Source organism: Rhizobium leguminosarum (assembly GCF_019798305.1).
Taxonomy (GTDB): domain Bacteria; phylum Pseudomonadota; class Alphaproteobacteria; order Rhizobiales; family Rhizobiaceae; genus Rhizobium; species Rhizobium leguminosarum_U.
Genome location: NZ_JAAXDD010000009.1, coordinates 95,187 through 122,072, shown reverse-complemented (window position 1 = coordinate 122,072; position 26,886 = coordinate 95,187). Strand labels below are relative to the sequence as shown.

28 protein-coding genes and 2 riboswitches are annotated in these 26,886 nt (G+C 61.4%); of the genes, 19 read left to right on the top strand and 9 right to left on the bottom strand.

Going from position 1 to position 26,886, the window contains the following annotated elements; all coding sequences use genetic code 11:
* Positions 1 to 59: 59 nt before the first annotated feature.
* Positions 60 to 1,178 (top strand): anhydro-N-acetylmuramic acid kinase, encoded by a 1,119-nt coding sequence (locus tag HFO99_RS17660; protein WP_222362527.1) that lies wholly within the window; start codon positions 60 to 62, stop codon positions 1,176 to 1,178.
* On the top strand, positions 1,175 to 1,702 hold the full coding sequence (locus HFO99_RS17655; RefSeq protein ID WP_222362526.1) for a GNAT family N-acetyltransferase: 528 nt from the start codon (positions 1,175 to 1,177) through the stop codon (positions 1,700 to 1,702). Before HFO99_RS17660 ends, HFO99_RS17655 begins: the two co-directional genes overlap by 4 nt.
* Here HFO99_RS17655 and HFO99_RS17650 read toward each other — a convergent pair.
* Together HFO99_RS17650 and HFO99_RS17645 are read right to left on the bottom strand one after the other, a co-directional pair.
* On the bottom strand, positions 1,699 to 2,874 hold the full coding sequence (locus HFO99_RS17650; RefSeq protein ID WP_222362525.1) for an acyltransferase family protein: 1,176 nt from the start codon (positions 2,872 to 2,874) through the stop codon (positions 1,699 to 1,701). The two genes, HFO99_RS17655 and HFO99_RS17650, sit on opposite strands and share 4 nt — an antisense overlap.
* Before the next feature lie 144 nt (positions 2,875 to 3,018).
* Complete coding sequence (locus tag HFO99_RS17645) at positions 3,019 to 3,696, bottom strand: alpha/beta hydrolase (protein ID WP_003559715.1); 678 nt, start codon at positions 3,694 to 3,696, stop codon at positions 3,019 to 3,021.
* A 217-nt stretch (positions 3,697 to 3,913) separates the two neighbouring features.
* On the opposite strand from HFO99_RS17645, the gene HFO99_RS17640 reads away from it, so the two are divergent.
* The 8 genes from HFO99_RS17640 to sufA all read left to right on the top strand — a co-directional run bounded on the left by HFO99_RS17640 (position 3,914) and on the right by sufA (position 11,266).
* Positions 3,914 to 5,131: a cysteine desulfurase family protein gene (locus HFO99_RS17640; protein WP_222362524.1), complete on the top strand. Its 1,218-nt coding sequence runs from the start codon at positions 3,914 to 3,916 to the stop codon at positions 5,129 to 5,131.
* Positions 5,132 to 5,224: 93 nt separating this feature from the next.
* Positions 5,225 to 6,694 carry a Fe-S cluster assembly protein SufB gene (gene sufB / locus HFO99_RS17635; protein ID WP_131665275.1) on the top strand — a complete coding sequence of 490 codons (1,470 nt, stop codon included), beginning with the start codon at positions 5,225 to 5,227 and terminating at the stop codon, positions 6,692 to 6,694.
* A 63-nt stretch (positions 6,695 to 6,757) separates the two neighbouring features.
* Positions 6,758 to 6,982, top strand: coding sequence for a hypothetical protein (locus tag HFO99_RS17630; RefSeq protein WP_222362523.1), 225 nt, complete (start codon positions 6,758 to 6,760; stop codon positions 6,980 to 6,982).
* Between the two features lie 95 nt (positions 6,983 to 7,077).
* Positions 7,078 to 7,833, top strand: coding sequence for a Fe-S cluster assembly ATPase SufC (sufC, locus tag HFO99_RS17625; RefSeq protein WP_017988448.1), 756 nt, complete (start codon positions 7,078 to 7,080; stop codon positions 7,831 to 7,833).
* 25 nt (positions 7,834 to 7,858) lie between these two features.
* Positions 7,859 to 9,133: a Fe-S cluster assembly protein SufD gene (gene sufD / locus HFO99_RS17620; RefSeq protein ID WP_222362522.1), complete on the top strand. Its 1,275-nt coding sequence runs from the start codon at positions 7,859 to 7,861 to the stop codon at positions 9,131 to 9,133.
* Between the two features lie 12 nt (positions 9,134 to 9,145).
* Entirely contained in the window at positions 9,146 to 10,387 is a 1,242-nt protein-coding gene (locus tag HFO99_RS17615) for a cysteine desulfurase (protein ID WP_222362521.1), read from the top strand.
* Between the two features lie 12 nt (positions 10,388 to 10,399).
* On the top strand, positions 10,400 to 10,780 hold the full coding sequence (locus HFO99_RS17610; RefSeq protein WP_222362520.1) for an SUF system Fe-S cluster assembly protein: 381 nt from the start codon (positions 10,400 to 10,402) through the stop codon (positions 10,778 to 10,780).
* Positions 10,781 to 10,873: 93 nt separating this feature from the next.
* A complete protein-coding gene (sufA, locus tag HFO99_RS17605; RefSeq protein WP_222279416.1) occupies positions 10,874 to 11,266 on the top strand; it encodes a Fe-S cluster assembly scaffold SufA in 393 nt (130 codons plus the stop codon).
* A gap of 61 nt (positions 11,267 to 11,327) precedes the next feature.
* Here sufA and HFO99_RS17600 read toward each other — a convergent pair whose 3' ends face one another.
* From HFO99_RS17600 to HFO99_RS17590, 3 genes are all read right to left on the bottom strand, one after another.
* Positions 11,328 to 11,633, bottom strand: coding sequence for a flagellar basal body rod protein FlgC (locus tag HFO99_RS17600; RefSeq protein ID WP_222362519.1), 306 nt, complete (start codon positions 11,631 to 11,633; stop codon positions 11,328 to 11,330).
* 166 nt (positions 11,634 to 11,799) lie between these two features.
* Positions 11,800 to 12,846 (bottom strand): GH25 family lysozyme, encoded by a 1,047-nt coding sequence (locus HFO99_RS17595; RefSeq protein ID WP_222362518.1) that lies wholly within the window; start codon positions 12,844 to 12,846, stop codon positions 11,800 to 11,802.
* A 308-nt stretch (positions 12,847 to 13,154) separates the two neighbouring features.
* Positions 13,155 to 13,778 (bottom strand): TetR/AcrR family transcriptional regulator, encoded by a 624-nt coding sequence (locus HFO99_RS17590; RefSeq protein WP_222362517.1) that lies wholly within the window; start codon positions 13,776 to 13,778, stop codon positions 13,155 to 13,157.
* A 95-nt stretch (positions 13,779 to 13,873) separates the two neighbouring features.
* Between HFO99_RS17590 and HFO99_RS17585 the strand changes: the two genes are divergently transcribed.
* Entirely contained in the window at positions 13,874 to 14,842 is a 969-nt protein-coding gene (locus tag HFO99_RS17585) for an SDR family NAD(P)-dependent oxidoreductase (protein WP_222362511.1), read from the top strand.
* A 287-nt stretch (positions 14,843 to 15,129) separates the two neighbouring features.
* On the opposite strand, the gene gcvP is transcribed toward HFO99_RS17585, so the two are convergent.
* From gcvP to gcvT, 3 genes are read right to left on the bottom strand one after another with little or no spacing between them, the layout of a single operon-like run.
* A complete protein-coding gene (gene gcvP, locus HFO99_RS17580) occupies positions 15,130 to 17,994 on the bottom strand; it encodes an aminomethyl-transferring glycine dehydrogenase (protein WP_222362509.1) in 2,865 nt (954 codons plus the stop codon).
* Positions 17,994 to 18,356, bottom strand: coding sequence for a glycine cleavage system protein GcvH (gcvH, locus tag HFO99_RS17575; protein ID WP_017964444.1), 363 nt, complete (start codon positions 18,354 to 18,356; stop codon positions 17,994 to 17,996). Before gcvH ends, gcvP begins: the two co-directional genes overlap by 1 nt.
* Before the next feature lie 23 nt (positions 18,357 to 18,379).
* The gene (gene gcvT, locus HFO99_RS17570; protein ID WP_222362507.1) at positions 18,380 to 19,516 is read right to left on the bottom strand and encodes a glycine cleavage system aminomethyltransferase GcvT; all 1,137 of its coding nucleotides are present in this window, start codon (positions 19,514 to 19,516) and stop codon (positions 18,380 to 18,382) included.
* Between the two features lie 76 nt (positions 19,517 to 19,592).
* Positions 19,593 to 19,673, bottom strand: a riboswitch (glycine riboswitch).
* A 3-nt stretch (positions 19,674 to 19,676) separates the two neighbouring features.
* A riboswitch (glycine riboswitch) is annotated at positions 19,677 to 19,765 on the bottom strand.
* A 157-nt stretch (positions 19,766 to 19,922) separates the two neighbouring features.
* Between gcvT and HFO99_RS17565 the strand changes: the two genes are divergently transcribed.
* Both HFO99_RS17565 and HFO99_RS17560 read left to right on the top strand, forming a co-directional pair.
* The gene (locus tag HFO99_RS17565) at positions 19,923 to 20,303 is read left to right on the top strand and encodes a hypothetical protein (RefSeq protein WP_222362504.1); all 381 of its coding nucleotides are present in this window, start codon (positions 19,923 to 19,925) and stop codon (positions 20,301 to 20,303) included.
* A 73-nt stretch (positions 20,304 to 20,376) separates the two neighbouring features.
* The gene (locus HFO99_RS17560; protein ID WP_222362502.1) at positions 20,377 to 21,387 is read left to right on the top strand and encodes a DUF1775 domain-containing protein; all 1,011 of its coding nucleotides are present in this window, start codon (positions 20,377 to 20,379) and stop codon (positions 21,385 to 21,387) included.
* Between the two features lie 75 nt (positions 21,388 to 21,462).
* Here the strand turns inward: HFO99_RS17560 and HFO99_RS17555 are convergent, their stop codons facing one another.
* The gene (locus HFO99_RS17555; protein WP_222251424.1) at positions 21,463 to 21,729 is read right to left on the bottom strand and encodes a hypothetical protein; all 267 of its coding nucleotides are present in this window, start codon (positions 21,727 to 21,729) and stop codon (positions 21,463 to 21,465) included.
* Between the two features lie 122 nt (positions 21,730 to 21,851).
* On the opposite strand from HFO99_RS17555, the gene crcB reads away from it, so the two are divergent.
* The 6 genes from crcB to HFO99_RS17525 all read left to right on the top strand — a co-directional run bounded on the left by crcB (position 21,852) and on the right by HFO99_RS17525 (position 26,871).
* Positions 21,852 to 22,229 (top strand): fluoride efflux transporter CrcB, encoded by a 378-nt coding sequence (gene crcB, locus HFO99_RS17550; RefSeq protein WP_222362500.1) that lies wholly within the window; start codon positions 21,852 to 21,854, stop codon positions 22,227 to 22,229.
* 94 nt (positions 22,230 to 22,323) lie between these two features.
* Complete coding sequence (locus tag HFO99_RS17545) at positions 22,324 to 23,316, top strand: RluA family pseudouridine synthase (protein WP_222362498.1); 993 nt, start codon at positions 22,324 to 22,326, stop codon at positions 23,314 to 23,316.
* Positions 23,313 to 23,966: an HAD-IA family hydrolase gene (locus HFO99_RS17540; RefSeq protein ID WP_222362496.1), complete on the top strand. Its 654-nt coding sequence runs from the start codon at positions 23,313 to 23,315 to the stop codon at positions 23,964 to 23,966. Before HFO99_RS17545 ends, HFO99_RS17540 begins: the two co-directional genes overlap by 4 nt.
* A 9-nt stretch (positions 23,967 to 23,975) precedes the next feature.
* The gene (locus HFO99_RS17535; protein WP_222362490.1) at positions 23,976 to 24,761 is read left to right on the top strand and encodes an ATP12 family chaperone protein; all 786 of its coding nucleotides are present in this window, start codon (positions 23,976 to 23,978) and stop codon (positions 24,759 to 24,761) included.
* 68 nt (positions 24,762 to 24,829) lie between these two features.
* Positions 24,830 to 25,288 (top strand): hypothetical protein, encoded by a 459-nt coding sequence (locus tag HFO99_RS17530; protein WP_012757579.1) that lies wholly within the window; start codon positions 24,830 to 24,832, stop codon positions 25,286 to 25,288.
* 50 nt (positions 25,289 to 25,338) lie between these two features.
* Positions 25,339 to 26,871 (top strand): acyl-CoA carboxylase subunit beta, encoded by a 1,533-nt coding sequence (locus HFO99_RS17525; RefSeq protein ID WP_222362489.1) that lies wholly within the window; start codon positions 25,339 to 25,341, stop codon positions 26,869 to 26,871.
* The last annotated feature ends 15 nt before the right edge of the window (positions 26,872 to 26,886 follow it).

Below are 26,886 nucleotides of genomic sequence, written 5' to 3'. Positions count from 1 at the left end.
GCGCGTTTAGCACTGTTTTTATAAAAGTGCATCCGGGAATCGCATGGGAGGCAAGCCTCATGGATGTCATCAGGACCGCGATCGGGTTGATGAGCGGCACGTCGATGGACGGAATCGACGTCGCGCTGATCAGGACCGACGGCCGCGGCTTCATCGAGCGCGGACCGTTCATGGGCGTGCCCTATGACGCGGATTTTCGCGGTCGGCTCAAACGGGCGCTGGAAATCGCACGTCCACTGAGCGACAGGAGCGAACGACCCGCCGAGCTTCGTGACATCGAGCTTGAACTCACCCTGCGGCATGCAACTGCCGTAACGGCATTCCTGGAGCGTTTCGGGCTTTCTGCCGCTGCCGTCGGTGTTCTCGGCTTCCATGGCCAGACGGTGGTCCATCGCGCTGATGAGGGATTGACGATCCAAATCGGCGATGGGCAGGAACTTGCGAAGAGAACCGGGATATCGGTGGTCTACGACATGCGCGCCAACGACATGGTCCATGGCGGGCAGGGTGCACCGCTTGTGCCGGCCTATCACGCCGCACTTGCGGGAAAATTCCAGCAGCAGGGCCAGGCGGTGTGCTTCGTCAATATCGGCGGCATCTCCAATCTCACCTTTATCGGCACGGACGGCCGGATATCGGCCTTCGACAGCGGGCCGGGCAATACGCTGATCGACCAGTGGGTGGAGATGCAGACCGGCAGAACCTATGATCCCGGTGGGGAAATCGGCGGACGCGGCAAGGTCGTGGCCAGCCTGGCAGAGCGTTATCTGCAAAGCCCGTTCTTCCGCGGCAATGTTCGCCGTTCGCTCGACCGCGGCGATTTCGCGCCGCTTCGGCCCGAGGAGGCGAGCCTTGCAGACGGCGCCCGGACGCTCGCGCATGTCGCCGCCGCCTCGATCATCAATTCCGCCGGTTTCCTGCCCGAGAACCCGTCGATCTATATCGTCTGCGGCGGCGGGCGGCTGAACGCCACCCTGATGGCGGAGTTTTCGGTCATGGCCGAAAGGCTGGGCTCAAGAGTACTGAGCGCCGAGGAGGCAGGCTTCGACGGCGATGCGATGGAAGCCGAGGCCTGGGCCTATCTCGCCGTCCGCTCGCTGGACGGGCTGCCATTGACATTTCCCGGCACGACGGGAGTGGGTGCGCCGGTCACCGGCGGCGCACTGGCAACTCCATGAAAGAGCAAAGGATCATACTGAAGACGCCAAGGCTCACCTTCGTCATGTGGGAAGAAGGCGATGCGACCCTGGTGCAACAGCTGCATTCGACGATGGCGACGACCCGCTATCTGTCCGGTAGCGCGCCGTGGAGCCTGGAGAAGGCTGAGGAGCGGCTGCGCGGCTGGTTCGAGGAGCAGGCGCGCGACGGCACGACCAAATACAAGCTCCTCGCCCAAGACGGTCAGTTTCTCGGCCGTGCCGGGATTTCAAAGTTCAGGAACGTGCAATTCGAACTCGGCTATTCCCTGCGCGAGGAGGCGTGGGGCAAGGGTCTGGCAACGGAAGCGGCGGGTGCGCTCGCCGACTGGTTCTTCGAAAGAAAGTTTGCATCGGGCTTCATCGCCTTCACGCATCCCGAAAACGCCGCCTCGCAGCGCGTCCTCAGAAAGATCGGCATGCGCGAACGCGCGCCGATCCTGATCGATGGAGTGCTGGACACGGCTTTCGAACTCACCGCCGATAAACGGCCGGCAAAGCTCTAACTCTTTACGGCGACCGGCCGGACATGGGATTCGCGCCCAGCCTGATTGCCGTCCTCGACGCCCCTGACCTGGGCGATGAACGAGAACTTCTTGCGAAGACCAAGAATGGGCTTCTCGATGAAATGCCAGGACAGCACCGCAACGGCGAGAGCCGATGGCAGGCCGACGAGATAGAGCGCCAGCGCACCATATTTCGGATAGAGGAAAACCGACGGGAACGAGCTGATCCAGATCTGCAAAAACGGGTCGTGATAGAGATAGACGCCGTAGGAATAGTCGCCTTTCCTGAAAAAGGCCGGGATGGGCACCTCGGACAGGCCGACGAAGACGGTGATGTAAACGAGAGAGGTGATGACCAGGGGCCGGTTCATCACCGACTCCGTCGCCCGGCTGTCCAGGGTGAGGATAGCAACGATGCAAACCAGGCAAGCGGCGGCGAATATCCAGCGGGAATGCGGAATGACCGCTTTGAATTGAAAGGCGACGATGCCCATCATGAAGGCCGTTATCAGCTGGGAACCTCGGCTCATGAACAGGAAGCTAGCGGTCGGTTTGATTGTATCAGGCAACAGATAGGGCATCTTCTGCACAATAAGGCCGATGACGATGTAGGTGATCGTCACCGCGAGCAGCTTGTAGCGCGTCTTGACGATGGCGGTGATCATCAGGAACGACATGATGATGTAGCAGAAGATTTCCCAGGGAACCGTCCACAGAGCGCCGTTGACGCGCTGGCTCGGATTATCCTGGAAGACGCCCGGCAGCTCGTAATGGATCCAGCCGACGATATTCAGGAAGTATTTGAAAAACCGCTGATCGGTAAAATATTCGGAGTGGTACACGACCGTAATGATCGGCCCGATAATCAAGGAGCAGACGACGATATCGACCGCAAGGGCCGGGACGATGCGCAAGCCTCGGTTGATCAGGAAATTCCGGAGGCTGAGGCGCTGTGCGCTGCCGGCGATCAGAAATCCGCTCAAAGCGAAGAACATCGGAACAAGAGCGTATTCAGTGAACCAGAATACCGACCCCCTGATGAAGTCATTGTTCTCGGTTAACAAAAAGGAATGGGTCAATACGATGGAAAAGGCGAGCCCTATTCGAAGAAAATCGAACCCCGGACCAATACCCCTATACTTATCCAGGACTTCCCCGAACGACTTGGCCATTGCGGACCTCGCTTTTGTTAGGATCGCGAGGACCCTACCGCACTGCAATATGGATTGCAACACGATAGGTGATCTGTTCTGGCACATCCGGCCCGGTTGTGTTCCGGGCCGTCATGGCATCGACGAGGCCTGGATTTCGTGGTGTCAGCGGATCCGCTTGGCGGCGGGTTCCGGCACCAGTTCGCCGTTGAGGCGCCGGTCGAGATAGTCCTCGCATTCGCCCATCAGCGTTTCCACCTGGCCGTTGAAGAAGTGGTTGGCGTTGGCAACTGTGCGGTGGGTAATGAGGATGCCCTTCTGGGTCTTCAGTTTTTCCACAAGGCCATTGACATCCTTTTCCGGCGCCACCTTGTCGGCCTCACCGTTGATGATCAGGCCGGAGGAGGGGCAGGGCGCCAGGAAGGAGAAGTCGTAGGTGTTCGGCTGCGGGGCGATCGACATGAAACCTTCGATCTCCGGCCGGCGCATCAGGAGCTGCATGCCGATCCAGGAGCCGAAGGAATAGCCGGCGACCCAACAGGTCTTGGAATCAGGATGCAGGCTCTGCACCCAGTCTAGCGCCGAGGCGGCATCCGAGAGTTCGCCGGCGCCGTGGTCGAATTCACCCTGGCTGCGGCCGATGCCCCGGAAGTTGAAGCGCAGCGTCGTGAACCCACGCTTCTGGAACATGTAGAAGAGCTGATAGACGATCTGATTGTTCATCGTGCCGCCGAACTGCGGATGCGGATGCAGAATCAGGGCGATGGGCGCGCTTTTTTCCTTGGAGGGCTGGTAGCGGCCTTCAAGACGGCCGGCTGGGCCGTTGAAAATAACTTCGGGCATTGGTACTCCGGGTTTTATTTCGCGTTCGCGCTGCGTTGGACGACAACATGACTTGACTAATGTTGTCAGCTTTTCTAAAACGCAGTTTAGAACAATTCGAAACTTGCATGGCGATCCACGCATCGTGGAACGTGTCATAAGCCAAGCCCGGCGGAAATTTCAAGAAAAATGAACCGCGGCCGCTGAAGCAAGCTCGTCAAGCGCAGGACTGAAGATCATGGCGCCGCCACGCCTTTATCTCGATTGGAATGCCACAGCGCCCCTGCACCCCGCAGCACGCGCGGCGATCATGCGCGCCATCGACGTGTTTGGCAATCCAAACAGCGTGCACGGCGAGGGTCGCGCCGCGCGCGCCGCCATCGAAGGCGCGCGACGCAAGGTGGCAGCGCTTGTCGGCACGGATGCCGGCAATGTGGTCTTCACCAGCGGCGCGACCGAGGCCGCCAATCTGGTGCTGACACCGGATTTCCGAATGGGGCGCACGCCGCTGCGGCTGGGCCAGCTTTATTTTTCGGCGATCGAGCATCCGGCGGTGCGCGAAGGCGGTCGCTTCGCCAAGGAGAAGATGACAGAGATCCCGGTGACGGAAGCCGGCATCGTCGATCTCGATGCGCTCGGCCGCCTGCTCGATGCGCATGACAAGGCTGCCGGCCTGCCGATGGTCGCCGTCATGCTCGTCAATAACGAGACGGGCATCGTTCAGCCGGTCGAGGCGGCGGCAAAGATCGTCCACGCCCATGGCGGGCTCTTCGTCGTCGACGCCGTGCAGGCGGCCGGCCGCATCGCGCTCGATATCAATCGGATCGGCGCGGACTTCATGATCGTTTCCTCGCACAAGATCGGCGGGCCGAAGGGTGCCGGCGCGCTCATTGCGCAGGGCGAAGCGCTGATGCCCAGGCCGCTGATCCAGGGCGGCGGGCAGGAGCGGGGTCACCGCTCAGGGACACAGAATTCGCTGGCGCTGATCGGCTTCGGCGCGGCAGCTGAAGCGGCCATCGACGAACTCGAGGCGCGCAATGCGGCAATCGGCGCGTTGCGCGAGCGGCTCGAAGCCGGCATGCGCGAGGTAGCAACCGATGTGATGATCCACGGCGAGGGTGGCGAGCGTGTCACCAATACGATCTTCTTCACCCTGCCGGGGCTGAAAGCCGAGACCGGACAGATCGCCTTCGATCTCGAAGGCGTCGCACTTTCCGCAGGTTCGGCCTGCTCATCGGGTCGGCTTGGCGAAAGCCATGTGCTGACGGCGATGGGCCGTGACGCCAAGCTCGGAGCTCTGCGCATCTCGCTCGGCTTTTCGACGACGGAAGAGGATATCGACAGGGCGATTGCGGCTTTCACAAAGATCGCCAACCGGCGCAGGTCGGTTGGGGAGGCGGCGTGCCCGCTGTCAAAACTTGCGGAAACGCAAATTTCTACTTGCCAATCGGGCTGAAAAGTCCCTTTTGGCCTCTTACATAAAGGGCAAGACAATTGCCCAAACGCTACAAGCTGCCGGACCTTGTATCCGGCGAGATTGGAGAATGAGATGGCTGCGGTGCAGGAAACAATCGACCGGGTGCGCCTGATCGATGTGGATCAGTACAAATACGGTTTCGAGACCGTCATCGAGATGGACAAGGCGCCGAAAGGCCTGTCGGAGGACATCATCCGCTTCATTTCGGCCAAGAAGCAGGAGCCGGAGTGGATGCTGGAATGGCGTCTCGAGGCCTATCGTCGCTGGCTGACGCTGGAAGAACCGACCTGGGCGCGCGTCGACTATCCGAAGATCGATTTCAACGACATCTATTATTACGCCGCGCCGAAAAGCACGCCGGGTCCAAAGTCGCTCGACGACGTCGATCCGGAGCTGCTGAAGGTCTATGAAAAGCTCGGCATCCCGCTGCGTGAGCAGGAGATCCTTGCCGGCGTCGAGAAACCGAAGATCGCCGTCGACGCCGTCTTCGACAGCGTCTCGGTCGTTACCACGTTCAAGGCAGAGCTGAAGAAGGCCGGTGTGATCTTCATGTCGATCTCGGAAGCCATCCGCGAGTATCCGGAACTGGTGAAGAAGTACCTCGGTTCCGTCGTTCCGACCAGCGACAACTACTATGCGACGCTCAATTCGGCCGTCTTTACCGACGGTTCCTTCGTCTTCGTGCCGAAGGGCGTTCGCTGCCCGATGGAGCTGTCGACCTATTTCCGCATCAATGAGAAGGGCACCGGCCAGTTCGAGCGCACACTGATCATCGCGGAAGAGGGCGCCTACGTCTCCTATCTCGAAGGCTGCACGGCGCCGCAGCGCGACGAAAACCAGCTGCATGCCGCCGTGGTCGAGCTGGTTGCGCTCGACGATGCCGAGATCAAATATTCGACGGTGCAGAACTGGTATCCCGGTGACAAAAACGGCAAGGGCGGCATTTACAACTTCGTGACCAAGCGCGGCGATTGCCGCGGCGACCGCTCGAAGATCTCCTGGACGCAGGTCGAAACCGGCTCGGCGATCACCTGGAAATATCCGTCCTGCATCCTGCGTGGCGACGACAGCCGCGGCGAATTCTACTCGATCGCCGTTTCGAATGGCCATCAGCAGATCGACAGCGGCACCAAGATGATCCATCTCGGCAAGAACACGTCGAGCCGCATCGTCTCCAAGGGCATTGCCGCCGGCGTTTCCAACAACACCTATCGCGGCCAGGTCTCGGCTCACCGCAAGGCGTCGAATGCGCGCAACTTCACCCAGTGCGATTCGCTGCTGATCGGCGACAAGTGCGGCGCTCATACGGTGCCCTACATCGAGGCGAAGAATTCGACGGCGCAGTTCGAGCATGAGGCGACGACCTCGAAGATCTCCGAGGACCAGCTGTTCTACTGCCTGCAGCGCGGCATCCCGACCGAAGCGGCGATCGCGCTGATCGTCAACGGTTTCGTCAAGGAAGTGCTGCAGGAACTGCCGATGGAATTCGCCGTCGAGGCGCAGAAGCTGATTAGCATCTCGCTGGAAGGCTCGGTCGGTTAAACACGGCCTCCGTCATTCTCGGGCTTGTCCCGAGGATGACAGGCGCAACAACTGAGGGCTGAGATGACCGAAATGACCAAGGAGCTCGTTGTTGCTCGCCTAGCAAATATGCGCGGGGAGATATTGTCGAAGATACAGCCCCGTGAGCAAAGAGACGAGACAGAAACGCCGCCGGAGCAGCCTTACGTGTTTCTCCGGCAGCGCGTGGAAAAACCGGGAGAGGTTATTCTGTCTGTCGGAGAATTTATTGAATGTCTTCAGGATGTAGCAGACGCGGTTTCGTTGTGATCTGTTTTTGGCGATAGCGCCAAGCATCATGTCGACGCCCTTAGAAATTACGCGAGGCTCTGATGAGCTACGCAGAGAAAACCCAGGAACCAAAGATGCTTGAAATCAAGAACCTCCATGCCCGTATCGCCGAAGACGGCACCGAGATCATCCGTGGTCTGAACCTGACGGTGAAGGCCGGTGAAGTTGCCGCGATCATGGGGCCGAACGGCTCCGGCAAGTCGACGCTCTCCTACGTCCTTTCCGGCCGCAGCGATTACGAAGTCACCGAGGGTGACATTCTCTACAATGGCGAGAGCATCCTCGAGCTCGATCCGGCCGAACGCGCCGCCAAGGGCATCTTCCTCGCCTTCCAGTATCCGGTCGAAATTCCGGGCGTTGCCACCATGCAGTTCCTGAAGGTGGCGATGAACGAGCAGCGCAAGGCGCGCGGCGAGGACGAGCTGACGACGCCGGACTTCATGCGCCGCGTCAAGGATGCCGCCGGCAAGTTGCAGATCAATACTGAGATGCTGAAGCGTCCGCTGAACGTCGGCTTCTCCGGCGGCGAAAAGAAGCGGGCCGAGATCCTGCAGATGGCGCTGCTCGAACCGAAGCTCTGCGTGCTCGACGAAACCGATTCCGGCCTCGACATCGACGCGCTGAAGATCGTCGCCGACGGCGTCAACGCGCTGCGTTCGCCGGACCGCGCGGTCGTCGTCATCACCCACTACCAGCGCCTGCTCGACTACATCGTGCCTGATACCGTCCATGTGCTCTACAAGGGCCAGGTGATCAAGTCGGGCGACAAGACGCTGGCGCATGAGCTGGAAGCCAATGGCTATGCCGACATCATCGGTGCGGCAGCCTGAGTTTCGGGCGGAAAGGACGACGTCCATGAACATGCAGACGACAAGCCGCCTGACCGCGGCCGAGGCGGCGCTGATCGAGGCATTCAACCAGCAGATCGGTGAGCTGCCGGGCAATGGCGCGGTAACAGCACTGCGGGACCGGCTTCTCGACGATCTGAAGAGGGCCGGCCTGCCGACGCGCCGGATCGAGGCCTGGCACTATACCGATCTCAAGAATCTTTTGCGCACTGTCCCGTCGCAGGCGGGTGATGCCGGCTCGGGCGCTTTGGAGCCGCTCGTTGCCGAGGCCACCGTGCTGGCGGTGATCCAGGGCCATTCCAACCAGAAGGCTGCCGCTGACGGTCTTGGCGTTTCGCCCTATTCCGAACGTCTGCTCGACGGCTCCGCCGCCGACGGCCTGGATGCGCTCGGCAGCGACGACGCGGTCGGCCGCATCAATGGCAGCTTCGTGCGCGACGGCTATGTCATCGACGTGCCTGCTGAGACCGAGCTTGAAAACCCGCTCGAAATCCAGTTCATCCATGCGGGCGGGCAGACGCATACGCGTCTTCCTGTTTCCTTCGGCGCCAACGTCAAGGCGACCGTCATCGAGCGTCACCTTGCGGTGACTGGCGACGCAGCCTTTGTGTCTCACGTCAGTGACATCGTTGTGGGCGAGGGCACGGAGCTGACCTGGATCATATTGCAGCAGCAGGGAGCCGACGATACGCATCTCGGCCAGATCCGCATCGATCTCGGCGCTGATGCCAAGCTTCGGCTTTTCGTCATCAATGCCGGCGGCAAGCTGGTGCGCCAGGAGCTCAACATGAAGGTGACGGGCGAGGGCGCCGATCTGACGCTGCGCGGTATCAATCTGCTCGGCGGCGACAGCCATACCGACGTGACGATGGTGCTCGGCCATGACGTGCCGAATACCGGCTCGACCGAAGTGATCCGCAACGTCGTCTTCGACCGCGCCAAAGGAGTGTTCCAGGGGATGATCCGGGTCGCGCCCGATGCGCAGAAGACCGATGCCAAGATGGCCTGCAACACGCTGTTGATGTCCGACGATGCCGAATTCTCGGTCAAGCCCGAGCTCGAAATCTTCGCTGACGACGTGCAGTGCGGCCACGGCGCCACTGTGACCGATATCGACGCCAACCATCTCTTTTACATGATGGCGCGCGGCATTCCGGAGAACAAGGCGCGGGCGATGCTCGTCAACGCCTTCGTCGCCGAGATCGTCGAGGAACTGGAAGACGAAGCCCTGGTCGAGGCGCTGGAAGGCGTGATTTCGGCCTGGCTCGAAAAGCACGCCTGATCGGATATATCAATGGACAAGATAGTGCCGGCCACGCCATACGACGTCGAAGCCATCCGTCGGGATTTTCCGATCCTGGCGGAGAAGGTGCACGGCAAGCCGCTGGTCTATCTCGACAACGGCGCATCGGCACAGAAGCCGCAGGTGGTGATCGACGCCATCTCGCATACCTATTCGCATGAATACGCCAATGTGCATCGCGGCCTGCACTATCTCTCGAATGCGGCCACGGACGCCTATGAGGCAGCGCGCGAGAAGGTGCGCCGTTTCCTCAATGCCCCCTCTGTCAACGACATTGTCTTCACCAAGAATTCGACGGAAGCCATCAACACCGTCGCCTACGGCTGGGGCATGCCGAAGATCGGCGAAGGCGACGAGATCGTGCTCACGATCATGGAGCACCATTCCAACATCGTGCCCTGGCACTTCATCCGCGAGCGGCAAGGCGCCAAGCTCGTCTGGGTGCCCGTGGATGACGAAGGCGCCTTCCATATCGAAGATTTCGAGAAAAGCCTGACGGAGCGCACCAAGCTCGTCGCCATCACCCATATGTCGAATGCGCTCGGCACCATCGTTCCCGTCAAGGAAGTCTGCCGGATCGCGCATGAGCGCGGCATCCCGGTGCTGATCGACGGCAGCCAGGGCGCCGTGCATCTGCCTGTGGATGTCCAGGACATTGATTGCGACTGGTATGTGATGACCGGCCACAAGCTCTACGGCCCGTCGGGCATCGGCGTGCTCTACGGCAAGAAGGAGCGGCTTTTCGAGATGCGGCCGTTCCAGGGCGGCGGGGAGATGATCTTCGAGGTCGCCGAGGATATGGTCACTTATAACGACCCGCCGCATCGCTTCGAGGCCGGCACGCCGCCGATCGTGCAGGCGATCGGGCTCGGTTATGCGCTCGACTACATGGAGAAGGTTGGCCGCGAGGCGATCGCCCGCCATGAGGGCGATCTTGCCGCCTATGCGGTCGAGCGGCTGAAATCCGTCAATTCGCTGCGCGTCTTCGGGACGGCACCCGACAAGGGAAGCATCTTTTCCTTCGAGCTTGCCGGCATCCATGCCCATGACGTCTCGATGGTGATCGACCGGCAGGGTGTTGCGGTCAGGGCCGGCACACATTGCGCCATGCCGCTCTTGAAACGCTTCGGCGTCACATCCACATGCCGTGCATCCTTCGGCATGTACAATACCCGCGCCGAGGTCGATACCCTGGCCGATGCGCTTGAATATGCGCGCAAGTTCTTTGCTTGAGGAGTGTCCGTGATGAGCCTGGACGAAAGCGAACAGAAGATCGACGTGCGCGAAGGCATCGTGCATTCCAGCATTCCGGCCGATGAGCTGGCGCGGCTGAGCGATGACGTCATCAGCGCGCTGAAGACCGTCTACGATCCGGAAATTCCCGCCGACATCTTCGAACTTGGTCTGATCTACAAGATCGACATCGAAGACGACCGGATGGTGAAGATCATGATGACGCTGACCGCCCCCGGCTGCCCGGTTGCCGGCGAGATGCCCGGCTGGGTCGAAAATGCCGTCGGCGCCGTCGAAGGCGTGTCCGGGGTCGAGGTGGCCATGACCTTCGATCCGCCGTGGTCGCCGGACCGCATGTCGGAGGAGGCGCAAGTCGCCGTCGGCTGGTACTGACATCCCGCGGTATTGATCCGTTTACTTCAGGGTACTACATTTGAGTGACGATGCGCCGGATCTTGACCCCGGTTGCGGAAGGAGAATGAGCCAATGGGCTTTGCAATCATGAGCATGACGGACGGGGCTGCAGCCCGCGTCAAGGCGATCGTCGAGAACTCAGGATCGGATGCCAAAGGCATTCGCGTCGGCATCAAGAAGGGCGGCTGCGCCGGGATGGAATATACCATCGACCTGGTGACCGAGCCCAATGCCAAGGACGATTTGATCGAGCGCGACGGCGCCAAAGTCTGGGTCGAGCCGTCGGCAGCCCTCTATCTGCTGGGCACCGAAATGGGTTTCGAGACGACGACGCTGCGCTCCGGCTTCACCTTCACCAATCCGAACCAGACATCGGCCTGCGGCTGCGGCGAATCCGTCGAGCTGAAGCCCGCCGATCTCGCAGCCCTTGCCGCCCAGCGCCAGAGCGAGCCGGCGCATTCCTGACGGTCGTCCTCAGGCTGGGTGGAAAATTCCACTAGCAAGTCTCCGATGAAACCGGGCGTGCTCAGTCGCGCTTGATGCTCATCAGCATTTCCCACATGTCGGCGCCAGTCTCGAAGACAACGGCGTTTGCCTTATAGCTCTGTTCGGCTTCAATCAGGTCGGTCAGTTCGGTGGCCGGATCGACATCTGACGCGCTCGGGTTGATGACGGCCTGGACGCCGCCTGACACAGCGGAGGTGAGGCTGGTGTTCAGCCTGGCATAGCCCGGCGTGCTGCTGTTGGCGATGTTGTTGGCAATTGCGCCGACACGCGTCGTCTGTGCTCGCATCCCCGAAAGAGCAGTGCTCGTAATGCCCGATATGCTCATCAGCCGTTTCCCCAGAACTGGATGAAATTCTTGTACATGCAAGGGCTTAGAGAATGCTGAAGGCGTTGCGTTAGCAAAGACCTATAGCTGAGCGCGTCTTGCCATCCATCTGTTCCGGATCGGCACGGAAGGATATCGGAGGGACGCAGAACCATGGACAGCGTCGCTATCGCGTCGCCACCCAGTCGTGCCAATCGTTTTCGTTGCCGTTGAACACGTTGAGGTCGATCTTGCCGTCGACGCCCTCGGAAAGGCCGGAGCCGGAATACTGCCAGAACAGCCACTTGCGGCCGGGGTAGACCTTGGAAGGGTGGGCGGCCACAGAGCGCAGCCAGAAGGGGTAGTCGAGCAGTTGGCCCTTCAAATTGTCGCGGTAGAAGTCCGGCGCCGTGTAGATGATCGGGCGTTGGCCGTAATAGCGCTCCAGCTTGTCCATGAAGACCTGCATCTTTTCCCGGACACGTGCAGGAGAGATGCGCCTCTTGCAGCTCGATTCGCCGTTCCATTCGACGTCGATCACAGGCGGAAGAGCGTTGGCTTCCCTTGGCACGTTGCGGATGAACCAGTCGGCCTGCTCACCGGCTGTCCGGCACCAATAGAAGAAGTGATAGGCGCCGTGTTTCAGGCCGGCTTCCTTGGCCCGGCGCCAGTTCTTCTTGAACATCGGATCAATATGGTCGCCGCCGTCCGTGGCCTTGATGTAGACGAAATTGGCGCCTTGCCCCCGCAACGTCTCCCAGTCGATCTCGCCCTGCCAGCGCGAGACATCGACGCCGTGCACGGCAAGCTTTCTCGGCGAGGTGGAGCCGAAGTTGATGGGCTTGGCATCGCGGAAGCGGTGGCCGTAAATTTGCCCACGTGTCGGCGATCTCGTGCCGACATCGGGCATTGCATTGCCCGCCGGATTGGCCGGCATCAGCAGGGCGACGGGCTTCTCCGTCGGCAGCGGCATCCCGACCGGCCTGTCTGCGGGCACGAGCGCCTGCGGCTCGGGAACTTGCCCTGCCCAGCTCAACGCCTGCTGTGGCGGGCTCGCCTGCGGCGCAACATCGCCCACGGCGGCGGCAGGGATCGGGCCGCCCGGCTGCGCGATGGCATTGGTCGTTTCCGGCGATGGCACATTGCCCAGCACATCTTCGGCGCCAGAACTGGCAGCGCATCCCGACAGAATCAGGGCGGCGAGGAGGATTGCTGGCACTGCCGAGGGACGCATAAGAACCTGCACGCAAAACAAGGGATCGACGGTGATCCATGTTGATGGAAGCCGCCTTTCTGAATTGCTAACAGAGACTTGCTAAGAAAGGTTAAATTTGATCCTTGCGCGCCAAAAGCATGTAGCCCCTCCCAACCTGGGGAAGGAGGTTTGCCTAACGTTGCTACTCAGCCGTCTCGGCGCGGCTATAGGGGCGATCCCACTCGCCGACGAGGTCTTCCACCGTGTGCGCGGAAATCCTCCATGTCGATGTCGCCATTCTCGCGCAGCTCCATCTGAGACAGCCGTGCCGCAATGGTACGAGAGCCTCAGCGACTGGCTCTCATGCCCGCAATCAGAATATCGATGAGTTGCCTTGCCGCCTCCCGCCAGGCGGGGCCACAGCTGATGCTCGCGCCGCCCGCCAGCGCGCGCAAGATATCGAGCGGGTCCATCGCCAGACGGATTTCACCGGTGGCGACTGCGTGATCCACCAGCAGATTGACGGCACCTATGATCAAATCGGCAGAATCGGCATAGAGCTCGGAGGTGCCGCCGACCAAAGAATTCAGCACCTCGGACATGCCGTGTTTCGTTACGACATAGTCGACGAACTGCACCAGCCACAGGCGAAGTGCTTCGACAGGCGGATGTGTCTCGGCAAGGCTTTTGGCGGCAGCGGCAAGCTGCGCCGTCTCGTTGCGGTAGATGGCGGAAACCAGTGCGTCGCGCGTCGGAAAATTGCGATAGAGTGTGCCGATACCGACGCCGGCGATGCGGGCGATTTCCTCCAGGCTGGCGCTGGAACCCTTGTCGGCAAAGACGGTCTTTGCCGTTTCCATCAGCAGAAGACGATTGCGTTCGGCATCCGCACGCGGCTTTCGGACGGTGGGCTCGTCACTTTTTTCGGCCATTTCCGAGAAGTCCCCTTGATAAGCGGAGGTACCCTCCACATTTATCTGGAGGCACCCTCCTTTTATTTCATTTGAGGCCGGCGGGCAATGGTCCACCTGCCTGGAGTGGTGCGTCCATGATCAAGGAGATAATCATGAGTGGACTTTTTGGCGCGACATCAACCACCGATGAAGTGCTCGCCGGCGTCGATCTCAAGGGCAAGCGCGTTCTGGTGACGGGTGTTTCGGCCGGCCTCGGCGTGGAAACCGCGCGTGTGATGGCAGCCCATGGAGCGCAGGTGACAGGTACGGCACGTGACCTTGCAAAGGCGAGGGCGGCAACAGAAGTCGTGCGCGCCGGTGCGGCCAATGGCGGCAGCCTGGATATCGTCGAGCTTGATCTTGCCTCTCTGGCAAGCGTGCGCGCCTGCGCCGATGCGCTCATTTCGGATGGCCGCCCCTTCGATGTCGTCATTGCCAATGCCGGCGTAATGGCCGCTCCCTTCGGCCGCACCGCCGATGGCTTCGAAACGCAGTTCGGCACCAATCATCTCGGTCATTTCGTGCTGGTCAACCGCATCGCACCGCTCGTCAAATCGGGCGGCCGAGTGGTGATCGTCGCATCCTCGGGCCATCGCATGGCACCTTTCAGCCTCCACGACCTTAATTTCGAGTACAAGACCTATGAGCCCTGGGCGGCCTATGCCCAGTCGAAAACTGCAAATATCCTGTTCACGGTGGAACTCGACCGGCGCCTCAAGGAGCGCGGCATCCGTGCAACGGCACTGCATCCCGGCGGCATCCAGACCGAGCTCGACCGTCATCTCGACCGTGACATGATTGAAGGCATGATAGCGCAGATCAACGCAGCACTCGCCGCCGAGGGCAAGCCGCGCTTCCAGTGGAAGACGATTCCTCAGGGTGCGGCTACCTCGGTCTGGGCAGGTTTCGTCGCCCCGGCAGACGCGGTCGGCGGCAGATATTGCGAGAATTGCCACGTCTCCGAAGTGACGGATGCGGAGATCAGCCCGATTTCCGAAGGCGTGCGCACCTACGCGCTCGACCCCGAGACGGCCAGCGCATTGTGGGCCAAAAGCGAGGATATGGTCGGCGAGCGCTTCTAGACCGTAAATCGGCACGCTTCGACGCTGATAGAGAGCAGGGGAATTGGGAAACTGGTGCCCTGCCGAGGAATTGAACCTGGATCGGGCTGCTAACCAGACAGCTGCTCTTACGTTGAGCTACGCGGGGCGTAGCGTGTTATTCCAGAAATTACCCTCGCAGACGAACGGAACTTCGATAGACGCTTAAAGAGCAAGGTTAGCCGCACATTTCTATCGGAATAGAAAAGCCCCTCCCATGATGGAAGGGGCTCGGGTTGCTCGGCTCTTCGCTTCACCGGGCTTGACCGCTACTCAGCCGCCTCGGCGTAGCTTTCCACCGGCGGGCAGGTGCAGATCAGGTTGCGGTCGCCATAGACATTGTCGACGCGGTTGACCGGCGACCAGTATTTGTCGACGCGGAAGGCGCCGGGCGGGAAGCAGGCCTGTTCGCGGCTATAGGGGCGGTCCCAATCGCCGACGAGATCTTCCACAGTGTGCGGGGCGTTCTTCAGCGGGTTGTTCACCTTGTCCATGCGGCCATCCTCGATGGCGCGGGCTTCCTCGCGGATCGCCAGCATCGCCTCGCAGAAACGGTCAAGTTCGGCCTTGGTCTCGCTTTCCGTCGGCTCAATCATCAGCGTGCCTGATACCGGCCAGCTCATGGTCGGGGCATGGAAGCCGCAGTCGATCAGGCGCTTGGCGACGTCGTCGACCGTGACGCCTGCGCTATCGACCAGCGGACGGGTGTCGATGATGCATTCATGCGCGACGCGGCCGGTCTCCGACTTGTAGAGCACGTCATAAGCGCCCTTCAACCGGGCGGCGATGTAGTTGGCGTTGAGGATCGCCACCTTGGTCGCCTGCGTCAGGCCTTCGCCGCCCATCATCAGGCAATAGCTCCAGGAGATCGGCAGAATCGAGGCGGAGCCGAAGGCGGCGGCTGAAACCGCACCCGAACGACCGTCGGTTTCGGGATGGCCGGGCAGGTAGGGGGCCAGATGCGCCTTGACGCCGATCGGGCCCATGCCAGGTCCGCCGCCGCCATGCGGGATGCAGAAGGTCTTGTGTAGGTTCAGGTGGCTGACGTCGGAGCCGATGTCACCGGGGCGGGACAGGCCGACCATGGCATTCATGTTGGCACCGTCGAGATAGACCTGGCCGCCATGCTCATGCACCAGATCGCAGATCTCCCTGACCGTCTCCTCGAAGACGCCGTGCGTCGAGGGATAGGTGATCATGCAGCAGGCGAGGTTCTCGGCGTGCTGCTCCGCCTTGGCGCGGAAATCGTCGAGATCGATATCGCCATTCTCGCGCACCTTGACGACGACGACCTTCATGCCGACCATCTGGGCCGAAGCCGGGTTGGTGCCATGCGCCGAGGTGGGAATCAGGCAGACGTCGCGATGGGTATCGCCATTGGCGAGGTGATAGTTGCGGATCGTCAGCAGGCCGGCATATTCGCCTTGCGCACCCGAGTTCGGCTGCATGGAGAAGGCGTCGTAGCCGGTGATGGCGCAGAGCTTTTCGATCAGGTCGTCGATCATCTCGCGATAACCGAGCGCCTGGTCGGCCGGCACGAAGGGATGGATGTCGGAAAATTCCGGCCAGGTGATCGGCAGCATTTCCGCCGTCGCATTGAGTTTCATCGTGCAGGAGCCGAGCGGGATCATCGAGCGGTCGAGCGCCAGATCCCGGTCGGAAAGCCGGCGGATGTAACGCGTCATCTCGCTTTCGGCGCGGTTCATGTGAAAGATCGGATGGGTGAGGTAATCGCTGGTTCTGAGCAGGCCCTTCGGCAGGCGATAAGAAGGCTCGAAATCGGCGATAGTGAAATTGCCGCCGAAGGCGCGCCAGACGGCTTCGAGCGTCGCCGGCCGGGTGCGTTCGTCTAGGCTCATGCCGATTTTGGTTTCGCCGACCTTGCGCAGATTGACGCCTTCGGCGACGGCGGCGCGCAGGATGAGGCCCTGCATATGGCCGACATCGACGGTGATCGTGTCGAAGAAGGTGTCCGGTTCGACCTTATAGCCGAGCTTTTCCAGGCCCTTGGCCATCAGCACGGCCTTCTGGTGCACCTGCTGGGCGATCGCCTTGATGCCCTTCGGGCCGTGGAAGACGGCGTACATGGAGGCCATGACGGCCAGCAGCACCTGGGCGGTGCAGATGTTCGACGTCGCTTTCTCGCGGCGGATATGCTGTTCGCGGGTCTGCAGCGACAGGCGATAGGCGCGATTGCCGCGGGCATCGACGGAAACGCCGACGAGGCGGCCGGGCATGGAGCGCTTGATGGTATCCTTGACCGACATATAGGCTGCATGTGGGCCGCCGTAGCCGACCGGGACACCGAAGCGCTGCGAGGAGCCGACGGCGATATCGGCACCCATTTCGCCGGGCGATTTCAGCAGCGTCAGCGCCAGAATATCGGCGGCGACCACGGCGATGGCGCCGGTCTGGTGCAGGCGCGAGATCAGGCCGGTGAAATCATGCACGTGACCGTGCGTGCCGGGATACTGGAAGATCGCGCCGAAGACGTCGACGGGATCGAGATCGGTGAAGGGATTGCCGACGATGACGCTCCAGCCGAGCGGCTCGGCGCGGGTGCGGATGAGGGCGATGGTCTGTGGATGGCAGTCTGCATCGACGAAGAACGCCTTCGCTTTCGACTTGGCGACGCGCTCGGCGATCGCCATGCCTTCGGCGGCGGCGGTTGCCTCGTCGAGCAGCGAGGCGTTGGCGACGTCCAAGCCGGTCAAGTCGCAGATCATCGTCTGGTAGTTCAGGAGCGCTTCGAGGCGGCCCTGGCTGATCTCCGGCTGATAAGGCGTATAGGCGGTGTACCAGGCGGGGTTTTCCAGGATGTTGCGCTGGATGACCGGCGGCGTGATGGTGCCGTAGTAACCCTGGCCGATCAGCGAGACCAGCACCTTGTTTTTGTTAGCGGTCTCGCGCAGCTTGTCGAGCGCCTCGCGCTCGGTCATTGGCGCGCCCCAGACGAGCGGCTCCTTCTGGCGGATCGAGGGCGGCAACGTCGCGTCGATCAGGCCGTCGAGGCTGTTATAGCCGATCACCTTCAGCATGTCGGTCATCTCGGCCGGCGAGGGGCCGATATGACGGCGATTGGCGAAATCGTAGGGCTGATAGTCGGTGAACTGGAATTCTGTCGGCGTCGTCATTACGCAGTGAGCTCCTTGTAGGCCGCCTCGTCGAGCAGGCCATCGGCGTCGGCAGCATTTGCAAGCTTCAGCTTGAAAAACCAGCCGGCGCCCTGAGGATCGGAATTGACCAGCGACGGATCTGCAACGATGGCCGGATTGACCTCGGTGATCTCGCCATCAAGCGGACAATAGACGTCGGAAGCAGCCTTGACGGATTCAACGGTCGCGGCATTGCCGTTCTTGGAGAAGGTCGCGCCGACTTCCGGCAGCTCGACAAAAACCAGGTCGCCGAGTTGATCGACGGCATAGTTGGTGATGCCGACCGTCGCAACGCCGCCTTCGATCTTCAGCCATTCGTGTTCTTCGGTAAATTTCAGCATTGTTCGTCCTCTCTGGAAAAGGTTTAGCGTTTGTAGGTCGGTGTGACGAAGGGCAGGGCGCTGACGGTGATCGGCAGATATTTGCCGCGCACCTCGGCGTAGACGAGCGTGCCTGGCGCAGCGTGGGAGACCGGCACGTACCCCATGGCGACGGGGCCTTCGACGCTGGGACCGAAGCCGCCTGAGGTGACTTCGCCGATTTCGACCTTGCCCTCGGCATCGGCATAGAGCTTGGCATGGCCGCGCACCGGCGCCTTGCCTTCAGGCTTCAGGCCGACGCGGCGGCGCGCGGCGCCGTTTTCGAGTTCGGACAGGATGCGGCCGGAGCCCGGGAAGCCGCCGGCGCGCGCACCGTTGCCACGCCTTGCCTTCTGCATGGCCCATTCGAGTGCCGCCTCGACCGGCGAGGTGGTCGTGTCGATATCGTTGCCATAGAGGCAGAGACCGGCTTCGAGGCGCAGCGAATCGCGGGCGCCGAGGCCAATCGCCTGGACGTCGGGATGTTCGAGCAACCGCATGGTGACATCTTCGGCCTTGTCTGATGGAATCGAGATCTCGAAGCCGTCCTCGCCGCTATAGCCGGAGCGGGAAACAAGACAGGAAACGTCGTGCAGGCGGCAGTGGCGCACGTCCATGAATTTCATCGCCGCGACGTCGGCCCAGAGTTCGGCAAGAACCGCAACCGCACGCGGCCCCTGCAGCGCGATCAGGGCGCGATCGAGAAGCGTGATGTCGCACTGGTCGCCGATATGGGTCTGCAGATGGGCGAGATCGGCCTCCTTGCAGGCGGCGTTGACGACGACGAAGAGGTGGTCGTCGAGATGGCTGATCATCAGGTCGTCGAGAATGCCGCCGGTATCGTCGGTGAAGAAGCCGTAGCGCTGGCGGCCTTCGGCAAGGCCAAGGATATCGACCGGCACCAGGCTTTCGAGCGCCAGCGCTGCATCCTCATAGCTGCCCGACTTCGCCTTCACGATGACCTGGCCCATATGGGAGACATCGAAGAGGCCGGCTTCGGCTCGGGTGTGAAGATGTTCCTTCATCACACCGCCGGGATATTGCACCGGCATGTCGTAGCCCGCGAACGGCACCATGCGGGCGCCGAGCGAAAGATGCAGGGCATGCAGCGGGGTTTTCTTCAGGGCAGCAGTATCGTCCAAAAGACGCCTCCGGGGTTTGCGCCTTCTCACGAAGGCGCGGGCTCAAATCTGAAGGCGCGGCTGCGCACTTCTCTCCTGAGCCCCCTCTGTCCCTTTGCCTGAGATTGTTATCCCTTCGGCGAGCGTTTCGAGAACGCTTCTCTCCAGAGTTCCGTCTGCCCCTTGCTGGTCCTTTTGCCTGAGAGTTTCCGGGGCGGTTGCTCCTTCGGCACCGGCAAAAAACGCACCGGCTTCTCCCAACAAGGTTGGCGCAATTATCCGGTGGGTGCAGCACTTGGCAAGACCAAATGTCGTGACCGGGCAAATTTTTGTCGCCTTATTCCCAGCAAGCGTTGATCTCAGGCAAATCTGCTTTTGCATTCCGTGCTAAAACCGGCTATCGCGGCCTTCTGTTGAAGGGGATCTCATGCGGCAGACCGGACTGAAAGCGACGCTCTTCCTGCGCATGCTTTGCGCATTGAGCCTGCTTTTGCTCGGCCTTGCCCATCAGGCGCCGCAGGCTGTCGCCGCCGAAGGCTACGATGCCGCGGCCTATGTGCTGCCCGACGGCACCTTCGCCTCGCTCTGCGTCACCGTGAAGGATGCCGACGGCAAGACCATCGCCTTCAAGCCTAATTGCGAAGCCTGCCGGCTGTCGGCCTCCACCATCCTGCCGACGCCGGATGCGGACTCCTGGCTCGAGCGCGAACTCGCTTCGCTGATCAACGCGCCGATCGAAACATCAGCCGTTTCAGGCGCAAGCGCCGTCTGGCGGCCGAATTCGCGCGCGCCTCCCATTCTCGTCTGATCTTCCTCCACCGCCTATGATTCAGCATGCCGGTCCGCCCGAGAAAAATCCGCGGCCGGCGAGGAGATATCCGATGAAGACCATCAAGACATTTGGCAAAACGCTTGGGCTTGCCGCCCTTCTTTCCGCAAGCGCCTTTGCCGACGCCGAGGCCCATGTGAGCTTCCTCGACAAGCAAGCGACGCAGGACAGCACCATTCTCGCTACGCTGCAGGTGCCGCACGGCTGCGACGGCAAGGCGACCACGGAAGTGCGGGTCAAGCTGCCGGAAGGCTTCGTCTTCGCCAAACCGCAACCGAAGGCCGGCTGGGAGCTCGAGGTGATCAAGGGCGACTATCAGAAGACCTATGACAATCACGGCGACAAGGTGAACAAGGGCGCGATCGAAGTGCGCTGGAAGAACGGCAATCTCTCCGACGATTTCTACGACACTTTCATCATCCAGGGTAAAGTATCAGGCCTCGAGGCCGGCACCTCGCTCGCCTTTCCAGTGACGCAGATGTGCGGCGATATGGTCACGGCCTGGGACCAGGTGGCAAAAGAAGGCGGCGATGCGCATGGGCTGAAAAGCCCGGCGCCGCTCTTGAAGGTCGTGGCCGGCGAAGACCACGGTCACGATCATGACGATATGGCCGGCATGGACATGTCCGGTATGAACATGAGCGGGACGACGGGCGCTGCTACACCGGCTGGCGAAACGGTCAAGGTCGGCGATCTCGAAATCTCCGGCGGGTTCGCCAAGGCAATGCTTCCCGGCCAGCCGGTCGGCGGCGGCTTTTTCACGGTGAAAAACAACGGCAAGACGGACGATCGCTTGCTGTCCGTGACGTCGCCTTTATCAGGCGAGGTTCAGATCCACCAGATGGAGACCAAGGATAACGTCATGCGGATGCGCCAGTTGAAGGACGGTATCGCCATCGCCGCGGGCGAGACGATCAAGCTTGTGCCCGGCAACCTGCATCTGATGTTCCAGAAGGTGAAGACGCCGTTCAAGCAGGGCGACATGGTGCCTGTGACGCTGACCTTCGAAAAGGCCGGCAAGGTCGACCTGGTCCTCCAGGTGCTCTCCGCCCAGGGCAGGTGAGAGCAGACCGGTTAAACAAGAAAAGACCGCGACTGTGAAACGCAGTCGCGGTCTGTCGTTTGGAAGGCAGTCGCCTCAGAAGTCTTCGTAGGATCGCAGCGCCTGTTTCAGGCCGGCCTGCGGTTGGCGGTTGCCCTTGGCCATCAGGTCGAGTGCCACTTCGGTCGACTGGATGATGCTGGAGGGCTCGTCTATTTCCTCAGTGCCTTCGGCCTTCAACTGCCGGTCGGCAACGCGCCGTGCGTCGCGCGCCGCAGTGCTCGTCGCGACACGCTGCGGAATTCGCAGCGAATCGAAAGCAATGGCAGCGGTATTGGCCGATACGGACAGGAGCTGGGTCATGCCAGTCACCGTATCGGCATGATCTTGGTGCCCTCATAAGAAAATCATTGGCATTTTACAAAATGGTAAGAATTCATATGAGCTTGATTGGAATCACTTTCGCAACGCGGTAAATCCGGCTCATGATCCAGGCTCTCCTTGTCGCCTTCGGCGGCGCTATCGGTTCCGTTCTCAGGTATTATGTCGGCCGGTGGGCGCTGAAACTGATGGGGCCGGCATTCCCCTGGGGCACGCTTGCCGTCAATGTCGTCGGCTGCTTCGTCATCGGCGTCTTCGCCGAGCTGATCGCGCGCAAGTTCAACGCCTCGGTGGAATTGCGCCTCCTGTTGATCACCGGCTTCCTTGGCGGCTTCACCACCTTCTCGGCCTTCTCGCTGGACGCCATCTCGCTGTTCGAGCGCGGCGAGACTGTCGCCGGGGGTATTTATATCGCTGCGAGCGTCGGATTTTCGATGGTGGCCGTCATCGCGGGGCTCGCCGTCACGCGCGCTTTGGCCTGATTTCGATTCCGGTTTCCGTTTTGCGTGAAAATGCTCTAAAGGCTGCGGCAAGAACGCCGGCTCGGCCTGCGCTGCAATTTCCGAAAGATTTCTTATGGCTGGCATAGAACATATCAAGATTGAACCCGACGAAGCGGGCATGCGGCTCGATCGCTGGTTCAAGGTGCACTTTCCGGGGCTCGGCTTCGGTCCGCTGCAGAAGCTATTGCGCTCCGGCCAGGTGCGCGTCGATGGCGGACGTGTCAAATCGGATGCGCGCGTGCAGCCCGGCCAGACGGTGCGCGTGCCGCCGATGGATGTCGATGCGAAGCTGAAATCCGGACCGATCGCCGGCAAAGATCTCAAACATTCGACGGATTTCCAACTCTTGTCGCGCATGGTGCTGCACGAGGACGAAAAAGTGATCGTACTCAACAAGCCCCCTGGTCTTGCGGTGCAGGGTGGCTCGGGTGTGGCCAGGCATATCGACCAGATGCTCGAAGCCTGGACCAGCCCGAAGGGCGAGAAGCCGCGGCTTGTTCACCGTCTCGACCGCGACACATCGGGTGTTCTCGTCATCGCCCGCACCCGCGGTGCGGCGCAGAAATTGACGGCGGCCTTCCGCGAGCGCGATACCAAGAAGACCTACTGGGCGCTGGTCAAGGGAGTGCCGCGCAAGCACGAGGACAAGATCTCGACCTGGCTCGTCAAGGAGCCGACGGTCGACGGCGACCGCATGCGGATCGCCAAACACGGCGAGGACGGAGCAGATCACGCCGTTTCCTTCTACCGCGTCCTGGAGACCGCCGCCCAGAATCTCGCCTGGCTGGAGATGGAGCCCTATACCGGCCGTACGCATCAGTTGCGTGTGCACGCGCTGCATATCGGCCATCCGATCATCGGCGACCCGAAATATTTCGACGAGGATCCGAATTGGGATTTTCCAGGCGGCGTGCAGAAGAAGCTGCATCTGCACGCACGTCGCATCGACATCCCGCACCCCTCCGGCGGGCGCCTGCGCGTCACTGCGCCGTTGCCGTCACATATGGTGCAGACCTGGAACCTTCTCGGCCTCGACCTTGCCGGTGCCGAAAGGGACGCCGAATGAAACTGGCGCTTTTTGATTGCGACGGCACACTGGTCGATAGCGCCGGTCTGATCCACGAAACCATGCGCAGGACCTTCGATAAGTTCGGCAAGCCGGAACCGCGCTTTGAAGACACCAAGGCCATTATCGGCCTGTCCCTCGATATTGCGATTGCCCGCATGCTGGGCAGGCCGCATGTGGAGCAGGAAGACGTCGACATGACGGCGCATTACAAATCGCTGTTCTCGATCGTGCGTCAGGATCTCGATTACAAAGAGCCGCTGTTTCCCGGCATCGGCGAAATGATCGACGCGATCATCGGGCGCGACGACCTGCTGATCGGCGCGGTCACGGGTAAATCCCGCCGCGGGCTCAAGCTGGTGATGGAGACGCATGGTTTCGACAAGCATTTCGTCGTTGCACGTACCGCCGACGATTGCCCCTCCAAACCGCATCCGGCCATGGTGACGGAATGCTGCGATGAAACCGGCATGAATGCTGCCGACACCATTGTCATCGGCGATGCGGTTTACGATATGCAGATGGCAAAGGCTGCCGGCGCCAAGGCGATCGGCGTTGCCTGGGGCTATGCCAGCGTGGATGAGCTGATCGCCAACGGCGCTAATGCGATCGCCTACCATCCGAACGAGATATTGCGTCATTTTTCCTGAGGTGAGCCCATGCGCGATTTGCTGAACGACCTTTCCGAAGGCCTGAGCCATCCCGATCCCATCCGCCGCGCGCAGATCCAGATGAAGAAGCCGCTGCCGAAGCGTTTCTATACCGATGTCGCCGTTACCGAGCACGAGGGCGGTTTTGCGATTACGCTCGACGGCAAGATGGTGCGCACGCCGGCGCGGCAGGTTCTCGCCGTGCCGACCGAGGCGCTCGCGCGGCTTGTCGCTGCCGAATGGCAGGCGCAGGGCGAGGAGATCAATCCTGTAAGCATGCCGGTGACGCGGCTCGTCAACACCGCACTCGACGGCGTTGCCGCCAATGCGCAGGCGATCTTCGAAGATATCCTGCGCTTTTCCTCCAGCGATCTCATCTGCTACCGCGCCGAGGAGCCGGAACTGCTGGTCGAGCGCCAGGCCGAGCGCTGGGATCCTGTGATCGACTGGGCGGCGAATGATCTCGGCGCCCGGTTCATCCTCGTCGAAGGGGTGATGCCTCATGAGCAGCCGCGCGAGGCGACGGCCGCCTTCGCCGTCACGCTCGCCAGATATGATAGCCCGATGGCCCTTGCAGCGCTCCACACAGTCACCACGCTGACCGGCTCGGCGATCCTGGCGCTCGCCTTCGCCGAGGGCCGGGTGACGGTGGAGGAGGCTTGGTCGCTTGCCCATCTCGACGAGGACTGGACGATCGAGCATTGGGGCAGCGACGAGGAAGCCGAGCAACGGCGGGTCAAGCGCTTTGCCGAGTTCAAGGCCGCGGCGGATGTTTTTTTCGCCCTAAGCGCCTGAAACATATTGCCTTCCAATGCATTATGACGAAGTCTGCGACTCCAACGGGGTGGTGCGGGATTTTTGTAATGAATTGGCTGAGGTCGTGTTTTTGCCGGGCCACACTCGTCTGTGTCGCGCTTACGGCCTGCGGCAGCCTCTCGGTCACCAAGCCGGCGGCGCCGGTCTATGATGTGCGCAGTGCCGTCGTTCTCTCCGGCCCGAACATGCCGGCCGAGCTGCTTTCCGGCATCAACGATCGCGTCAACGCCGCAATCAACGCCACCGTGCGCGACACCGTGCTGCCGCGGGTGGTGCTGACGATCCGCGTGGTTTCCATCCAGAAAGGCCTCGGCTTCCAGAAGGACCGCAACGTCGTCAAGATCAGCATCGACGCGGCCTCGGTGGAGGACGGCTCGGTCATCGCAGTCAGCGCCTTCGACGTCACCAGCATCGCTGCCGATCCCAAGCTTGCCGACGAGATCCTGGCTGAGGACGCCGCTGCAAGGATACGCTCGGTTTTCTCGCTCAGCGGGCGCGCTCATTAGCGCGACGCTCTAACCGCCGGATTGCCGCCCGCAGCGGCGAGGGAGATCGCATGAAGGAAATTCTCGAGGAACTGGAACGGCGCCGCGGCATTGCCCGCCTTGGCGGCGGCGAGGCGCGCATCGACGCCCAGCACAAGCGCGGCAAGCTGACGGCGCGCGAGCGTATCGATCTCTTCCTCGACGAAGGCTCGTTTGAGGAGTTCGACATGTTCGTCGAACACCGCTCCACCGATTTCGGCATGGATAAGAGCCGTATTGCCGGCGACGGCGTCGTCACCGGCTGGGGCACGGTCAACGGCCGCACGGTGTTCGTCTTCGCCAAGGACTTCACCGTCTTCGGCGGCTCGCTATCGGAAGCGCATGCCGAGAAGATCATGAAGGTGCAGGACATGGCGCTGAAGAACCGCGCGCCGATCGTCGGTATCTATGATGCGGGCGGCGCCCGTATCCAGGAGGGCGTGGCGGCTCTCGGCGGTTATGCCGAGGTATTCCAGCGCAATGTGCTCGCCTCCGGCGTCATACCGCAGATCTCGGTGATCATGGGTCCCTGCGCCGGCGGCGATGTCTATTCGCCTGCCATGACCGATTTCATCTTCATGGTGCGGGACACCTCCTACATGTTCGTTACCGGTCCCGATGTGGTGAAAACCGTCACCAACGAGACGGTGACGGCGGAAGAACTCGGGGGCGCTATCGTGCATACGGTGCGCTCGTCGATTGCCGACGGCGCCTACGACAATGATGTCGAAACCTTGCTGCAGGTGCGCCGGCTGATCGATTTCCTGCCGCTTTCGAATACCGCGCCGCTGCCCGAGGTCGAATGTTACCAGTCGGTGACCGAGGTCGACATGTCTCTCGATACGCTGGTGCCGGCGAGCTCCAACAAGCCTTACGACATCAAGGAACTGATCCGGAAGGTGGCGGACGAGGGGGATTTCTTCGAGATCCAGACGAGCTTTGCCAAAAACATTGTCTGCGGCTTCGGCCGCGTCGAAGGCTCCACCGTCGGTTTCGTCGCCAACCAGCCGATGGTGCTGGCCGGCGTTCTCGACAGCGACGCCTCGCGCAAGGCGGCCCGTTTCGTGCGCTTCTGCGACTGCTTCAACATTCCGATCGTCACCTTCGTCGACGTGCCGGGCTTCCTGCCGGGGACGGCGCAGGAATATGGCGGCCTCATCAAGCACGGCGCCAAGCTGCTCTTTGCCTATGCCGAGGCGACGGTGCCGAAGCTCACCGTCATCACCCGCAAGGCCTTCGGCGGCGCCTATGACGTGATGGCGTCAAAGCATCTGCGCGGCGACCTCAACTATGCCTGGCCGACGGCGCAGATCGCCGTGATGGGCGCCAGGGGTGCTGTCGAGATCATCTTCCGCAAGGATATTGCCGATCCCGAGAAGATCGCTGCGCACACGAAAATGTACGAGGACCGGTTCCTCTCGCCCTTCGTTGCCGCCGAGCGCGGCTATGTCGATGAGGTGATCATGCCGCACTCGACCCGCCGGCGGCTGGCGCGCGGTCTGAAGATGCTGCGGAACAAGGATCTCGCCAATCCTTGGAAGAAACACGACAACATTCCGCTTTGACGGCTGGCCGAATAA

Bases quoted from the DNA above. Each gene is read 5' to 3' on its own strand.
- HFO99_RS17660 (WP_222362527.1), top strand. From the start codon at position 60: ATGGATGTCATCAGGACCGCGATCGGGTTGATGAGCGGCACGTCGATG.
- HFO99_RS17655 (WP_222362526.1), top strand. From the start codon at position 1,175: ATGAAAGAGCAAAGGATCATACTGAAGACGCCAAGGCTCACCTTCGTC.
- HFO99_RS17650 (WP_222362525.1), bottom strand. From the start codon at position 2,874: ATGGCCAAGTCGTTCGGGGAAGTCCTGGATAAGTATAGGGGTATTGGT.
- HFO99_RS17645 (WP_003559715.1), bottom strand. From the start codon at position 3,696: ATGCCCGAAGTTATTTTCAACGGCCCAGCCGGCCGTCTTGAAGGCCGC.
- HFO99_RS17640 (WP_222362524.1), top strand. From the start codon at position 3,914: ATGGCGCCGCCACGCCTTTATCTCGATTGGAATGCCACAGCGCCCCTG.
- sufB (WP_131665275.1), top strand. From the start codon at position 5,225: ATGGCTGCGGTGCAGGAAACAATCGACCGGGTGCGCCTGATCGATGTG.
- HFO99_RS17630 (WP_222362523.1), top strand. From the start codon at position 6,758: ATGACCGAAATGACCAAGGAGCTCGTTGTTGCTCGCCTAGCAAATATG.
- sufC (WP_017988448.1), top strand. From the start codon at position 7,078: ATGCTTGAAATCAAGAACCTCCATGCCCGTATCGCCGAAGACGGCACC.
- sufD (WP_222362522.1), top strand. From the start codon at position 7,859: ATGAACATGCAGACGACAAGCCGCCTGACCGCGGCCGAGGCGGCGCTG.
- HFO99_RS17615 (WP_222362521.1), top strand. From the start codon at position 9,146: ATGGACAAGATAGTGCCGGCCACGCCATACGACGTCGAAGCCATCCGT.
- HFO99_RS17610 (WP_222362520.1), top strand. From the start codon at position 10,400: ATGAGCCTGGACGAAAGCGAACAGAAGATCGACGTGCGCGAAGGCATC.
- sufA (WP_222279416.1), top strand. From the start codon at position 10,874: ATGGGCTTTGCAATCATGAGCATGACGGACGGGGCTGCAGCCCGCGTC.
- HFO99_RS17600 (WP_222362519.1), bottom strand. From the start codon at position 11,633: ATGAGCATATCGGGCATTACGAGCACTGCTCTTTCGGGGATGCGAGCA.
- HFO99_RS17595 (WP_222362518.1), bottom strand. From the start codon at position 12,846: ATGCGTCCCTCGGCAGTGCCAGCAATCCTCCTCGCCGCCCTGATTCTG.
- HFO99_RS17585 (WP_222362511.1), top strand. From the start codon at position 13,874: ATGAGTGGACTTTTTGGCGCGACATCAACCACCGATGAAGTGCTCGCC.
- gcvP (WP_222362509.1), bottom strand. From the start codon at position 17,994: ATGACGACGCCGACAGAATTCCAGTTCACCGACTATCAGCCCTACGAT.
- gcvH (WP_017964444.1), bottom strand. From the start codon at position 18,356: ATGCTGAAATTTACCGAAGAACACGAATGGCTGAAGATCGAAGGCGGC.
- HFO99_RS17565 (WP_222362504.1), top strand. From the start codon at position 19,923: ATGCGGCAGACCGGACTGAAAGCGACGCTCTTCCTGCGCATGCTTTGC.
- HFO99_RS17560 (WP_222362502.1), top strand. From the start codon at position 20,377: ATGAAGACCATCAAGACATTTGGCAAAACGCTTGGGCTTGCCGCCCTT.
- HFO99_RS17555 (WP_222251424.1), bottom strand. From the start codon at position 21,729: ATGACCCAGCTCCTGTCCGTATCGGCCAATACCGCTGCCATTGCTTTC.
- crcB (WP_222362500.1), top strand. From the start codon at position 21,852: ATGATCCAGGCTCTCCTTGTCGCCTTCGGCGGCGCTATCGGTTCCGTT.
- HFO99_RS17545 (WP_222362498.1), top strand. From the start codon at position 22,324: ATGGCTGGCATAGAACATATCAAGATTGAACCCGACGAAGCGGGCATG.
- HFO99_RS17540 (WP_222362496.1), top strand. From the start codon at position 23,313: ATGAAACTGGCGCTTTTTGATTGCGACGGCACACTGGTCGATAGCGCC.
- HFO99_RS17535 (WP_222362490.1), top strand. From the start codon at position 23,976: ATGCGCGATTTGCTGAACGACCTTTCCGAAGGCCTGAGCCATCCCGAT.
- HFO99_RS17530 (WP_012757579.1), top strand. From the start codon at position 24,830: ATGAATTGGCTGAGGTCGTGTTTTTGCCGGGCCACACTCGTCTGTGTC.
- HFO99_RS17525 (WP_222362489.1), top strand. From the start codon at position 25,339: ATGAAGGAAATTCTCGAGGAACTGGAACGGCGCCGCGGCATTGCCCGC.